This is a genomic window from Gottfriedia sp. S16(2024) (assembly GCF_050473765.1).
Lineage (GTDB): Bacteria > Bacillota > Bacilli > Bacillales > Bacillaceae_G > Gottfriedia.
Genome location: NZ_JBFLUO010000001.1, coordinates 1,061,237 through 1,075,282, shown reverse-complemented (window position 1 = coordinate 1,075,282; position 14,046 = coordinate 1,061,237). Strand labels below are relative to the sequence as shown.

Below are 14,046 nucleotides of genomic sequence, written 5' to 3'. Positions count from 1 at the left end.
AATCAGGGGGAGAAAAAATGAAAAGATGGCATTTAATCGTTATCATCGTAACCTTTGTTTTTTTGATTTTGAGTATACCTTTATTACAAAAAACTTCAAAGACCTGGAATTTTAGAGGACTACCTCTAGATGGAAAAGTGATTGTTTTGGATGCTGGACATGGTGGACCAGATGGAGGTGCTTCAGGTGGAGATGTTATTGAAAAAGTTGTTGCTCTTTCAATAACAAATAAACTAAGGGATTATTTACAAGGTCAAGGCGCAACGGTTATTATGACAAGAGATGGAGATTACGATCTAGCAGAGGATGGTATGAAAGGATATAGTAGAAGAAAAAGCGTTGATTTAAGGAAAAGGGTAGAAATTATTAATGGATCGAACGCAGACTTATACATATCAATTCATTTAAATTCTTTACCAAGAACTTCTTCAAAAGGTGCACAAACATTCTTTTATGGTTCATTAATTGAAAACGAGCGATTTGCAAAATACGTTCAAGCTGAGTTAAGAGAAAGTCTAAATAATACTCATCGATTAGCGAAAATTATTAATCATGTTTATTTGATGAAATATGCCAAAGTACCAGGTGCGCTTGTTGAAGTTGGCTTTTTATCAAATTATGAAGAAAGTCAGCAGTTAAGAGATGAAGAATATCAAGATAAACTTGCTGCGGCTATATATCGAGGGGTTATTAGATACTATACAGATAAAAATGAACCGCCAAATTAATCAGTGTTTCAAACTATTGGCAAACGCTCGCTTTCTTCGTTATTTCGTCAGCTTACGGTGCTCATTACCGTTTAGGGTAACACCGCTTTCGCACAGACTTCGTGCCTCGAAAGACAAACGTTTATAATTAGTTTGAAAATCATATTTACTGGACTTCGTCTACGATAAGGAACCGCCGAATTAATCGGTGGTTTTCATTTTTACTAACTAAGTAATGTTACTTAGGACTAACGATGTTACATGTGTTATACTATTTAGTATATTAAGATAACGAGGTGTAAATATGCTTACCAATGAACAAGTATTATCACTTTTAGGTACAATTAATGAGCCGTTTATAAATAAATCATTAGTAGAATTAAATGCCGTTAAAGAAATATCAATAAAAGAAGAGAAGAAACATGTAAGCGTTAAAATTGCATTGTTGAAAACGGGCACAGCTGAACAAATGCAAATTCAAACACAAATTGTTCAGCTATTAAAGCAAAATGGTGCAGATACAGTTGGAATTCGCTTTACTGAATTTACAGAAGAAGAAAAAAGTCAGTTTAATGAGGACAACCAAGAAAACTCATCACTTTCACTGTTAGATAATAAAAAAGTACAATTCTTAGCAATCGCAAGTGGAAAAGGTGGAGTAGGAAAATCAACTGTTTCTGTAAACTTAGCAGTTTCTCTTGCAAGATTAGGTAAAAAAGTAGGTATAATTGATGCTGATATTTATGGCTTTAGTGTACCGGATATGATGGGAATTACGACCAGACCTGTGATCAGAGGTGAACGCATCATTCCAGTTGATCGTTTTGGAGTTAAGGTCATTTCAATGGGATTCTTTGTAGAAGATAATTCACCAATTATTTGGAGAGGTCCAATGCTTGGTAAAATGCTACAACAGTTCTTCACAGAAGTAGAATGGGGAGATTTAGATTATTTATTACTAGATTTACCACCTGGTACTGGAGATGTAGCTTTAGATGTTCATAGCATGTTACCATCTTGTAAGGAAATAATTGTTACGACACCACATCCTACAGCTTCAATTGTTGCAGCAAGAGCGGGCGTAATGGCATTAAAGACAAATCATGAAATTATTGGTGTTGTAGAAAATATGAGTTATTTTGAAAGTAAAAAAACTGGCGAAAAAGAGTATGTTTTTGGTAAAGGTGGAGGAGAAAGGCTTGCAAAAGAGCTTCAAACAACTCTATTAGGACAATTACCTTTACAGCAGCCTGATTGGGATGAAGAAGATTTTGCTCCTTCAATATACGATAAAGATCACCCAACTGGTAAAATCTATACGTCGATTGCTAAGGAAGTAGTCGAAAAAATCGTATTAAATAAATAATAAACAATACCCTTTTAATTTGTATGCTTGTTTTTTGTTAGTACTGGTTATATCCATGCTAATATTTAGACATGAATTTAAATTATAAGGGTATTTATATTGATTAAATAGTTAATAAAGTTTGATATGAATCGTTAATTATGAAGAAAAGCAGAAGCTTTGTGAAAACGGGGGATTAAGAAACGAATGACGAGTCGGAAATTGGTTCGATTATTTTTAACAACATTACTAGTTGGCGGAATTGCAACAATCTTAACGGGGATCCTTTATGGGTATAAAGAGTATTTAGGTTACGTGCAAGATGCCAGATTTATTAAACTACTAGTAGAAGTATCATTTTTATTTATATTGGGATTAGTATTCAGTGCAGTAAGTCAGATGGGATTCTTTGCATATTTGACAATACATAGATTCGGATTAGGCTTATTTAAGTCATTATGGAATACAGTTCAAATTGTATTAATCGTGTTTGCTTTATTTGATTTAGCTTATTTTCGATTTAAAGAGTATGCACATGGAGAGGCTTTTACCGTATATTTAATATTCCCAATAGTGCTCTTAGTAGGTAGTTTGATTGTTTCTTATATAAAAATGAAAGAAACAAACAAAGGGGCGTTTATTCCAGCATTATTTTTTATGATTGTCGTTACAATCGTTGAATGGGTTCCTGCATTAAGACAGAATGACCTTTCGTGGTTAATTCTAATGTTAGTACCGCTATTTGTTTGTAATGCGTATCAGTTATTAACTTTACACAAAATACTAAAAAGCTAAGAGAAATATCTCTTAGCTTTTTTATTTTACAATTTTAATATTTGTTTTCGTATTAGATATCATTTGAGAAACAGTTATGTTTTTATATCCTTCGCCCTTTAAATAGGACCAAATTAATGGCAATGCTTTTGGTGTTTGAAGTGCTGAATCACTTGCATGGAGTAAAATGATGTCTCCCGGATCTGCATTTTTTTCTACGCTTTTTACAATTTTATTTGTTCCAGGATTTCTCCAGTCTTCAGTATTAATACTCCAATGAATCACAGAAAGATTGTTTCTTGCAGCAAGCTTTATAACTTCTTTATTATATTCACCATTTGGTGGTCTAAATAACTTAACATCTTTTACGCCTAGACGATTAAATACTTCAGCTGAATTATTTAAATCTCTTTGCATTTCAACTGGAGTTAACTGGGTGTAGCTTTTATAACGATACCCAAGTGTCCCAATCTCGTGACCTTGCTTAACTATTGTTTCAACAATCTCTGGATGTCGCTCTGCCCATGATGCGGATATGAAAAAAGTTGCGTTCGTAATATTTTGATTTCGTAATACGTCCAAAACTTTAAGTACATTTTCATCGCCCCAGCTTATATCAAAGGTAAGAGCTACATTTTTTTGTGAGGCATCACCTTTGTAAATTGCCATTGGCCCCTTGTTCGTTGAAAAAGTTGAAAATGTTTTAGGTGCTTGTATATAAACTAAGCAAGCTGTGAAAAATGCAATAATAGTAATTAAAGAAAATTGCTTTAATTTTCTTTTTGAAGTGATGTAAAAGTAAAAAAGCATAAAATCGCCTTCTTTCTTGTCCAAGTTCTTATATAAAGGATATGAGATTTAGTAAGCTTGTATGCTATAAAACGAAATGATTAAATGTTTAAAGTATTTGAACAATAAAATTGGGATTTTCTTAAAATCGTATAAATGATGAAAATACCATGGAGTGGTGTTTATGTTTGGAGTGCTTCTAAATAAGGAGCATGTATTAGAGATCGAATCGCTCATAATACGTTCGCTATATGAATTAGATAAAGAATTATCATCGCATAACTTAAATGAAAGAGTTAAAAATGAAATGGTCCAAAAGAAGAAAATCTTATATGAAGTGTATAATAGATTACCGCTATGTAAGGATTCGCTTATATAATGGAGTAGAGAGTGAAAGTAGTATTACTTCTTATTTACGCAAACATATGAGGCTTGTTCACTTAGTCCATGAAAAAGATTTTTAAAAAAATCTAATTTAGTGTTGACGTTATATTTGATTACGTGGTATATTATTTCTTGTCTTCAACGACAATAAAAACTGATTCAACAAATTAAAAAATAATTTTTAAAAAATGTTGACAGGCTATATTACGAAATGGTAATATTAAAAAGTCGCTTACGGGCGATGAAGTGAACTTTGAAAACTAAACAAAACATGAAGTAAACGTCAATTATTAGTTTTTTGAGCAATACAAGATTTAAACTTAACTTTTATGGAGAGTTTGATCCTGGCTCAGGACGAACGCTGGCGGCGTGCCTAATACATGCAAGTCGAGCGGACTAATGGGAGCTTGCTCCCGTTAGTTAGCGGCGGACGGGTGAGTAACACGTGGGCAACCTACCTGCAAGACTGGGATAACTTCGGGAAACCGGAGCTAATACCGGATGACATAAAGGAACTCCTGTTCCTTTATTGAAAGATGGCTTTTAGCTATCACTTACAGATGGGCCCGCGGCGCATTAGCTAGTTGGTGAGGTAACGGCTCACCAAGGCGACGATGCGTAGCCGACCTGAGAGGGTGATCGGCCACACTGGGACTGAGACACGGCCCAGACTCCTACGGGAGGCAGCAGTAGGGAATCTTCCGCAATGGACGAAAGTCTGACGGAGCAACGCCGCGTGAGCGATGAAGGCCTTCGGGTCGTAAAGCTCTGTTGTTAGGGAAGAATAAGTGCTAGTTGAATAAGCTGGCACCTTGACGGTACCTAACCAGAAAGCCACGGCTAACTACGTGCCAGCAGCCGCGGTAATACGTAGGTGGCAAGCGTTGTCCGGAATTATTGGGCGTAAAGCGCGCGCAGGCGGTTTCTTAAGTCTGATGTGAAAGCCCCCGGCTCAACCGGGGAGGGTCATTGGAAACTGGGAAACTTGAGTGCAGAAGAGGAAAGTGGAATTCCAAGTGTAGCGGTGAAATGCGTAGAGATTTGGAGGAACACCAGTGGCGAAGGCGACTTTCTGGTCTGTAACTGACGCTGAGGCGCGAAAGCGTGGGGAGCAAACAGGATTAGATACCCTGGTAGTCCACGCTGTAAACGATGAGTGCTAAGTGTTAGAGGGTTTCCGCCCTTTAGTGCTGAAGTTAACGCATTAAGCACTCCGCCTGGGGAGTACGGTCGCAAGACTGAAACTCAAAGGAATTGACGGGGGCCCGCACAAGTGGTGGAGCATGTGGTTTAATTCGAAGCAACGCGAAGAACCTTACCAGGTCTTGACATCCTCTGACAACCCTAGAGATAGGGCTTTCCCTTCGGGGACAGAGTGACAGGTGGTGCATGGTTGTCGTCAGCTCGTGTCGTGAGATGTTGGGTTAAGTCCCGCAACGAGCGCAACCCTTGATCTTAGTTGCCAGCATTTAGTTGGGCACTCTAAGGTGACTGCCGGTGACAAACCGGAGGAAGGTGGGGATGACGTCAAATCATCATGCCCCTTATGACCTGGGCTACACACGTGCTACAATGGATAGTACAAAGGGTTGCAAGACCGCGAGGTGGAGCTAATCCCATAAAACTATTCTCAGTTCGGATTGTAGGCTGCAACTCGCCTACATGAAGCCGGAATCACTAGTAATCGCGGATCAGCATGCCGCGGTGAATACGTTCCCGGGCCTTGTACACACCGCCCGTCACACCACGAGAGTTTGTAACACCCGAAGTCGGTGGGGTAACCTTTTAGGGGCCAGCCGCCTAAGGTGGGACAGATGATTGGGGTGAAGTCGTAACAAGGTAGCCGTATCGGAAGGTGCGGCTGGATCACCTCCTTTCTATGGAGACATCATGAACCGATGGTTCATGTATGAAATGTTTCTTCATTGTTTTGTTTAGTTTTGAGAGTTCACTCTCAACTTTGTACCTTGAAAACTAGATAATGTCATTCATTAAACTGCGTAAGTTTAATTCAATTAGTTTTAAAATTAGTTAAGTTAGAAAGGGCGCACGGTGGATGCCTTGGCACTAGGAGTCGATGAAGGACGGGACTAACACCGATATGCTTCGGGGAGCTGTAAGTAAGCTTTGATCCGGAGATTTCCGAATGGGGAAACCCACTACTCGTAATGGAGTAGTATCTTTACCTGAATACATAGGGTACTGAGGACAGACCCAGGGAACTGAAACATCTAAGTACCTGGAGGAATAGAAAGCAATAGCGATTTCCTGAGTAGCGGCGAGCGAAACGGAAGATAGCCCAAACCAAGAGGCTTGCCTCTTGGGGTTGTAGGACACTCTATACGGAGTTACAAAGGAACGGGGTAAATGAAGCGACCTGGAAAGGTCCGTCAAAGAAGGTAAAAACCCTGTAGTTGAAACCTCGTTCCCTCTTGAGTGGATCCTGAGTACGGCGGAACACGTGAAATTCCGTCGGAATCTGGGAGGACCATCTCCCAAGGCTAAATACTACCTAGTGACCGATAGTGAACCAGTACCGTGAGGGAAAGGTGAAAAGCACCCCGGAAGGGGAGTGAAAGAGAACCTGAAACCGTGTGCTTACAAATAGTCAGAGCTCGTTAACGAGTGATGGCGTGCCTTTTGTAGAATGAACCGGCGAGTTACGATCCCGTGCAAGGTTAAGTTGAAGAGACGGAGCCGCAGCGAAAGCGAGTCTGAATAGGGCGATATAGTACGTGGTCGTAGACCCGAAACCGAGTGATCTACCCATGTCCAGGATGAAGTTCAGGTAACACTGAATGGAGGTCCGAACCCACGCACGTTGAAAAGTGCGGGGATGAGGTGTGGGTAGCGGAGAAATTCCAATCGAACTCGGAGATAGCTGGTTCTCCCCGAAATAGCTTTAGGGCTAGCCTTATGTGTTAGAGTCTTGGAGGTAGAGCACTGATTGGACTAGGGGCCCCCAACGGGTTACCGAATTCAGTCAAACTCCGAATGCCAATGACTTATCCATAGGAGTCAGACTACGAGTGATAAGATCCGTGGTCAAGAGGGAAACAGCCCAGACCGCCAGCTAAGGTCCCAAAGTATACGTTAAGTGGAAAAGGATGTGGAGTTGCTTAGACAACCAGGATGTTGGCTTAGAAGCAGCCACCATTTAAAGAGTGCGTAATAGCTCACTGGTCGAGTGACTCTGCGCCGAAAATGTAACGGGGCTAAACGTATCACCGAAGCTGCGGATTGATACCGTATGGTATCAGTGGTAGGGGAGCGTTCTAAGGGCGTTGAAGCTAGATCGTAAGGACTGGTGGAGCGCTTAGAAGTGAGAATGCCGGTATGAGTAGCGAAAGACGGGTGAGAATCCCGTCCACCGTATGCCTAAGGTTTCCTGGGGAAGGCTCGTCCTCCCAGGGTTAGTCAGGACCTAAGCCGAGGCCGAAAGGCGTAGGCGATGGACAACAGGTTGATATTCCTGTACCACCTCATTTCCGTTTGAGCAATGGAGGGACGCAGAAAGATAGGGTAAGCGCGCTGCTGGATATGCGCGTCCAAGCAATTAGGCTGATGTGTAGGCAAATCCGCACATCATAAGGCTGAGTTGTGATGGCGAGGGAAATATAGTACCGAAGTTCCTGATTCTACGCTGCCAAGAAAAGCTTCTAGCGAGGAAATAGGTGCCTGTACCGCAAACCGACACAGGTAGGCGAGGAGAGAATCCTAAGGTGAGCGAGAGAACTATGGTTAAGGAACTCGGCAAAATGACCCCGTAACTTCGGGAGAAGGGGTGCTCTTTTGGGTGTATGCCCGGGAGAGCCGCAGTGAAAAGGCCCAAGCGACTGTTTAGCAAAAACACAGGTCTCTGCGAAGCCGCAAGGCGAAGTATAGGGGCTGACGCCTGCCCGGTGCTGGAAGGTTAAGAGGAGGGGTTATCCCTTACGGGAGAAGCTCTGAATTGAAGCCCCAGTAAACGGCGGCCGTAACTATAACGGTCCTAAGGTAGCGAAATTCCTTGTCGGGTAAGTTCCGACCCGCACGAAAGGCGTAACGATTTGGGCACTGTCTCAACCATAGACTCGGTGAAATTATAGTACCTGTGAAGATGCAGGTTACCCGCGACAGGACGGAAAGACCCCGTGGAGCTTTACTGCAGCTTGATATTGAATTTTGGTACAGCTTGTACAGGATAGGTAGGAGCCTGAGAAGCCGGAGCGCTAGCTTCGGTGGAGGCGTCGGTGGGATACTACCCTGGCTGTATTGAAATTCTAACCTAGAGCCGTTATCCGGCTCGGAGACAGTGTCAGGTGGGCAGTTTGACTGGGGCGGTCGCCTCCTAAAGAGTAACGGAGGCGCCCAAAGGTTCCCTCAGAATGGTTGGAAATCATTCGAAGAGTGTAAAGGCATAAGGGAGCTTGACTGCGAGACCTACAAGTCGAGCAGGGACGAAAGTCGGGCTTAGTGATCCGGTGGTTCCGCATGGAAGGGCCATCGCTCAACGGATAAAAGCTACCCCGGGGATAACAGGCTTATCTCCCCCAAGAGTCCACATCGACGGGGAGGTTTGGCACCTCGATGTCGGCTCATCGCATCCTGGGGCTGTAGTCGGTCCCAAGGGTTGGGCTGTTCGCCCATTAAAGCGGTACGCGAGCTGGGTTCAGAACGTCGTGAGACAGTTCGGTCCCTATCCGTCGTGGGCGCAGGAAATTTGAGAGGAGCTGTCCTTAGTACGAGAGGACCGGGATGGACACACCGCTGGTGTACCAGTTGTTCTGCCAAGAGCATGGCTGGGTAGCTATGTGTGGAAGGGATAAGTGCTGAAAGCATCTAAGCATGAAGCCCCCCTCAAGATGAGATTTCCCATAGCGTTAAGCTAGTAAGACCCCTGAGAGACGATCAGGTTGATAGGTCAGAGGTGGAAGCGTGGTGACACGTGGAGCTGACTGATACTAATCGGTCGAGGACTTAACTAACAAGTTTGATAATGACATTATCTAGTTTTGAAGGTACAAAAATTATTATAAAAAATTTCATAAAGTTGTTGACTTTTAAATGAAATTTGATATAATAATTAATGTCCTAAATAAAATGAATCAAGTGATGATAGCGAAGAGGTCACACCCGTTCCCATACCGAACACGGCAGTTAAGCTCTTCAGCGTCGATGGTAGTTGGGGGTTTCCCCCTGTGAGAGTAGAACGTCGCTTGGTTTTAAGTTTATTCCGCAGTAGCTCAGTGGTAGAGCACTCGGCTGTTAACCGAGTGGTCGTAGGTTCGAACCCTACCTGCGGAGCCATTTTTAACTTAATGCTTCCATAGCTCAGCAGGCAGAGTACTTCCATGGTAAGGAAGAGGTCACCGGTTCGAGCCCGGTTGGAAGCTTAGGAAAAGTTGTACTGGCCCGTTGGTCAAGCGGTTAAGACACCGCCCTTTCACGGCGGTAACACGGGTTCGAGTCCCGTACGGGTCACCATTTATATTACGGAGGATTAGCTCAGCTGGGAGAGCACCTGCCTTACAAGCAGGGGGTCGGCGGTTCGAGCCCGTCATCCTCCACCATTTAATTTAATAAATACCGGAGGGGTAGCGAAGTGGCTAAACGCGGCGGACTGTAAATCCGCTCCCTGTGGGTTCGGCGGTTCGAATCCGTCCCCCTCCACCATTTATTGTTGGGCTATAGCCAAGCGGTAAGGCAACGGATTTTGATTCCGTCATGCCCTGGTTCGAATCCAGGTAGCCCAGCCATTTTTTTATTTAATCGTAATTTATTACGAGCCATTAGCTCAGTAGGTAGAGCATCTGACTTTTAATCAGAGGGTCGAAGGTTCGAATCCTTCATGGCTCACTCTTTTTTTTTATGTGCGGAAGTAGTTCAGTGGTAGAATACAACCTTGCCAAGGTTGGGGTCGCGGGTTCGAGCCCCGTCTTCCGCTCCATTCGCATATATTTTTATATAGTGGGGCCTTAGCTCAGCTGGGAGAGCGCCTGCCTTGCACGCAGGAGGTCAGCGGTTCGATCCCGCTAGGCTCCACCAATATACATAAAGTTAAACCTTAGTCATTTGACTAAGGTTTTTTGTTGTATATAATCATATGGTATAGCAATTAATAAGCTCAAAATGCATATGTATACAAAAAAATGTCGAGTTGACCCATTTGTTTTAAAAGATTTAAACTATTAATATAATTAATAACTTTAACAGTCAAAAAATTATATTTTTTCAAAAACAAGTAAGCGTTTTCTTTTATGAAATCAGTCGATGGGGGAAATAAAAATGTTAAAAGATATTTCAATTATTGGAGTACCATTAGATTTAGGACAAACTAGACGTGGGGTAGATATGGGGCCAAGTGCAATTAGATATGCACAGTTGCACGAACGTATTGAAAGAATGTCTTATCAAGTAGAAGACTTAGGCGATATTTTAGTAGAACGTACACCAGTTAAAGAAGATAATTCAGAACATAATTTAAAGAACTTAAAATCTGTAAAAGAAACATGTGAAAAGCTTGCTGCTGAAGTTGATGAAGTTATTAAAAGAAACAGAATGCCACTAGTACTTGGCGGTGATCATAGTATTGCAATCGGTACATTAGCAGGTGTATCAAAACATTATAATAATCTTGGATTAATTTGGTTTGATGCACATGGAGATTTAAATACTGCTGAAACATCTCCTTCTGGTAATATTCATGGTATGTCTTTAGCTGTTTCATTAGGTCACGGTCACGACTTATTAACGAAAATAGGTGGTTACTTCCCTAAAGTAAAACCAGAGAACGTAATCATTATTGGTGCACGTGATCTTGATGAAGGCGAAAGAGCAATTATTAAAGAATTAGGAATTAAAGTTTATACAATGCATGAAATTGATAAATTAGGAATGACAAAAGTAATGGAAGAAAGCATTGACCACTTGAAAGGGTGTGACGGAGTACACTTATCATTAGATCTTGATGGCCTAGATCCAATTCACGTTCCTGGTGTTGGTACACCTGTTCCTGGAGGAATCACTTATAGAGAAGGTCACTTAGCGATGGAAATGTTATCAGATGCTGATATTATTACATCAATTGAATTCGTAGAAGTTAATCCTATATTAGACGAAAGAAATCGAACAGCAATCGTAGCCGTTGCATTAATAGGCTCATTATTAGGTGAAAAGTTACTATAATTATTTCAAAAATAAAAAGCTAGCATTCGCTAGCTTTTTTACGTTGTAGAAAAACAACCTTGTCAATTAAATTACCAAATTTTCGTAGAAGGAGTAGAGTGACGTTGATTTCCACTACAGGATGCTCGCTTTCCATGGGGCGAGATTCTTTAGCCTCCTCGGCGAGCCTGCGGGGTCTCAGCCTTCCCGCATATCCCATAGGAGTCGAGCACCCCTTTCGTTCCAATCAACATATTCATCAAAAAAAGTGTGCAATAAAACCTATTCAAATTGCCTTTACTTAGAGTTTCCAAACAGTTGTTTATTAATCAGTTAGGAGGTCAATTAATATCGAACATTAATTAATAAGCTAATCAATTGAATTTGCTTTTCTAAAAATTAGCTCATAATATTTTTAACTTCTAAAAAAACTTACTAGTGTTATTGGAATCATAAAATTGCTCAAACATATTAAAATTTAAAATCATTAATAGACCATCCAAAAAATGATAATTTCATCATTAATAAATGTTCAATTAATGTCCGTTTTCCATATTGACCATTTTATATTTCAACACTCTGAAGAACTGTCTTTCAAAAAAGAATTAATTGTTGTCTATTCTTCTACGAATTTAGACAACTAATATATATAATTCTGTAATTTTGTTTAACATAACTAAAATAGTCGTTAAAGTATTGTTAATATAATTCATAACTCACAAATTTTGTGTATTGCAAAAATATGGTATAATACTCAAGATACAGTTTTATTCTATAGAATTTGGAGGGTAAAAGATGCCTTCTTTACATATAAATTTTTTACAGTACTTACAGAATGGATTAGACATACTAATAGTTTGGTTTGTTATTTATAGATTAATTATCATTATTCAAGGGACAAAGGCAGTCCAACTCTTAAAAGGTGTAACAATCATTATTGTCGTAAAAGTATTAAGCAGCCTATTCGGCTTGCATACTTTACAATTTTTAATGGATCAAGCATTAACATGGGGATTCTTGGCGGTTATTATTATCTTCCAACCAGAGTTAAGAAGAGCACTAGAACAGCTCGGACGTGGACGTTTCTTCTCTAGGACGACAGGTAGTGGGATTAATGACCGAAATGATATTGTTGAGAACATTGCAAAAGCCACTGAATACATGGCTAAACGAAGAATAGGTGCACTTATATCATTTGAGAGACAAACAGGTATGGGTGACTATATAGAGTCTGGTATTCGAATGAATGCTAATTTATCATCAGAATTACTGATTAATGTCTTTATACCAAATACACCTCTACATGACGGAGCGGTAATTATACAAGGTGAAAAGATTACAGCAGCAGCCTGTTACTTACCTTTGTCTGAGAGTGCATTTATTTCAAAGGAATTGGGAACGAGACATCGAGCTGCAGTTGGGATCAGTGAAGTTACTGACAGTATTACGATTGTAGTTTCCGAGGAAACAGGTGCAGTTTCAGTTGCAAGGAACGGAAATCTATACAGAGAATTATCAAAAGACGAGCTTATAAATTTATTAAATACTGAACTAAAATCACCAGAAGAGTCCACTACATCTAAATGGAATTGGAAGGTGAAACGTAATGGATAATTTTATGGATAATCGTTGGATATTAAGAGGAATCGCTTTATTAGTAACATTATTACTTTTTATGTCTGTCAATCTAGTCCCACAATCAAGTTCATCGGGCTTAGGAGACATACCGTTTGTTAATAATAAAGAATTAGTGCGAGATGTACCAGTAACACCTATTTATGATCAGCACAATCTAATTGTAACTGGAATTCCAAAGAATGTTTCAGTGCAATTAGATGGACCCAATAGTATTGTAAAAACAGCTGAGATGAAGAAGGATTTTGAAGTATATTTGGATTTAACTTCTTATGCTTTAGGTACATATGAAGTTCCTTTAAAAATTAGAAATATTTCAGATAAAATAAAAGCAACTATTAAACCAAGAACAGTTAGAGTAACAATTAATGAAAAAATTGAAAAAAATGTTTCAGTTAAAGTTGTTTATCTAAATGAAAAAAGGATTAAACATGGCTATAAGGCTGAAAATGCAATTGTTAAACCAGGTTTAGTTACAATAGTAGGATCAAGATATGATGTATCACAAGTGGCATATGCAAGTGTTGGTGTGGATGTTACTGATGCGAATCAGACATTTAGTCAGGTGCTACCTGTTCGATTATACAATAAAAAGGGTGTTCAACTTCCGTTCATTACAAGTCCAAGAAAAGTTGAAGTAACTGTCCCTATTGTTTCTGAAAGTGCTAGCTTCCCGATCAAATTAGTGCAAACAGGAACACTTAAAGATGGTTTAAAACTAAGTAGTCTTGCTAGTGATGTTAATGCAGTAAGAATTTATGCGTCAAAAGATTGGTTGGACAAGTTTAATGGACCAATACAAGTGCCAGTAGACATATCTTCATTTGATCAAAGTGGCACATATGAAGTTAATGTACCTACTCCAAATGGAGCATTTAGAGTTGACTCAAGCACTATTAACGTAAACGTTAATCTTGATCAAGAAATGGAAAAGAAATTTAGTAATATCCCAATTAATTTAGTGGGTGAAAATAATCAATTTGAATATAAGTTTACTAAGCCTCCTTTAGGAAAAGTAGTAGTTACTGCTAAGGGATTTAAGGAAGACTTGGATGCAATTAATCCAAGCGATTTAAATATTACAGCAAAAGTTAATGGACTAGATCCAGGAACTAGAGATGTAGCGCTTACTATTACAGGCCCAAAAGGAGCTATATATAGTTTAGATTTTGATACAATAACGATTGAAATTACTGATAAAAAATCATCTGCTCAAACTGATGAAAATGAGAATTCAGGCGATGTAGGACAGTCATCGAATTAGAA

8 protein-coding genes, 9 tRNA genes and 3 rRNA genes are annotated in these 14,046 nt (G+C 40.0%); 19 read left to right on the top strand and 1 reads right to left on the bottom strand.

The genetic code is table 11. From position 1 onward, the window contains the following. The first annotated feature begins 17 nt into the window (after positions 1-17). From cwlD to AB1282_RS05025, 3 genes are all read left to right on the top strand, one after another. Positions 18-728 (top strand): N-acetylmuramoyl-L-alanine amidase CwlD, encoded by a 711-nt coding sequence (cwlD, locus tag AB1282_RS05035; protein ID WP_056467529.1) that lies wholly within the window; start codon positions 18-20, stop codon positions 726-728. 283 nt (positions 729-1,011) lie between these two features. After that, the gene (locus AB1282_RS05030) at positions 1,012-2,073 is read left to right on the top strand and encodes an Mrp/NBP35 family ATP-binding protein (protein WP_056467532.1); all 1,062 of its coding nucleotides are present in this window, start codon (positions 1,012-1,014) and stop codon (positions 2,071-2,073) included. A 186-nt stretch (positions 2,074-2,259) separates the two neighbouring features. Beyond that, complete coding sequence (locus AB1282_RS05025; protein ID WP_056467536.1) at positions 2,260-2,847, top strand: KinB-signaling pathway activation protein; 588 nt, start codon at positions 2,260-2,262, stop codon at positions 2,845-2,847. 21 nt (positions 2,848-2,868) lie between these two features. Here AB1282_RS05025 and pdaB read toward each other — a convergent pair whose 3' ends face one another. Beyond that, a complete protein-coding gene (gene pdaB / locus AB1282_RS05020) occupies positions 2,869-3,636 on the bottom strand; it encodes a polysaccharide deacetylase family sporulation protein PdaB (RefSeq protein ID WP_429898666.1) in 768 nt (255 codons plus the stop codon). 163 nt (positions 3,637-3,799) lie between these two features. On the opposite strand from pdaB, the gene AB1282_RS05015 reads away from it, so the two are divergent. The 16 genes from AB1282_RS05015 to AB1282_RS04940 all read left to right on the top strand — a co-directional run bounded on the left by AB1282_RS05015 (position 3,800) and on the right by AB1282_RS04940 (position 14,044). Beyond that, positions 3,800-3,994 (top strand): hypothetical protein, encoded by a 195-nt coding sequence (locus tag AB1282_RS05015; protein WP_429898664.1) that lies wholly within the window; start codon positions 3,800-3,802, stop codon positions 3,992-3,994. Between the two features lie 331 nt (positions 3,995-4,325). Continuing rightward, positions 4,326-5,876 (top strand): 16S ribosomal RNA (locus tag AB1282_RS05010). 152 nt (positions 5,877-6,028) lie between these two features. Continuing rightward, positions 6,029-8,966, top strand: a 23S ribosomal RNA gene (locus AB1282_RS05005). Between the two features lie 120 nt (positions 8,967-9,086). Beyond that, a 5S ribosomal RNA gene (gene rrf / locus AB1282_RS05000) occupies positions 9,087-9,202 on the top strand. Together the 16S, 23S and 5S rRNA genes with 9 tRNA genes alongside form the textbook arrangement of a ribosomal RNA operon. Before the next feature lie 11 nt (positions 9,203-9,213). Continuing rightward, positions 9,214-9,288 (top strand) — tRNA-Asn (locus AB1282_RS04995). Positions 9,289-9,301: 13 nt separating this feature from the next. Next, positions 9,302-9,374 (top strand) — tRNA-Thr (locus AB1282_RS04990). Positions 9,375-9,390: 16 nt separating this feature from the next. Next, a tRNA-Glu gene (locus AB1282_RS04985) sits at positions 9,391-9,465 on the top strand. Between the two features lie 10 nt (positions 9,466-9,475). Then, positions 9,476-9,551: transfer RNA gene (locus AB1282_RS04980), tRNA-Val, on the top strand. Positions 9,552-9,569: 18 nt separating this feature from the next. Next, positions 9,570-9,654 (top strand) — tRNA-Tyr (locus AB1282_RS04975). 8 nt (positions 9,655-9,662) lie between these two features. After that, a tRNA-Gln gene (locus AB1282_RS04970) sits at positions 9,663-9,737 on the top strand. A gap of 27 nt (positions 9,738-9,764) precedes the next feature. Then, positions 9,765-9,837 (top strand) — tRNA-Lys (locus AB1282_RS04965). A gap of 16 nt (positions 9,838-9,853) precedes the next feature. Beyond that, positions 9,854-9,928 (top strand) — tRNA-Gly (locus tag AB1282_RS04960). Between the two features lie 22 nt (positions 9,929-9,950). Next, a tRNA-Ala gene (locus AB1282_RS04955) sits at positions 9,951-10,026 on the top strand. Positions 10,027-10,266: 240 nt separating this feature from the next. Continuing rightward, a complete protein-coding gene (gene rocF, locus AB1282_RS04950) occupies positions 10,267-11,166 on the top strand; it encodes an arginase (protein WP_088014518.1) in 900 nt (299 codons plus the stop codon). A gap of 774 nt (positions 11,167-11,940) precedes the next feature. Continuing rightward, a complete protein-coding gene (cdaA, locus tag AB1282_RS04945; protein ID WP_429898662.1) occupies positions 11,941-12,759 on the top strand; it encodes a diadenylate cyclase CdaA in 819 nt (272 codons plus the stop codon). Next, positions 12,752-14,044: a CdaR family protein gene (locus AB1282_RS04940; RefSeq protein WP_429898660.1), complete on the top strand. Its 1,293-nt coding sequence runs from the start codon at positions 12,752-12,754 to the stop codon at positions 14,042-14,044. Before cdaA ends, AB1282_RS04940 begins: the two co-directional genes overlap by 8 nt. Positions 14,045-14,046: the final 2 nt, after the last annotated feature.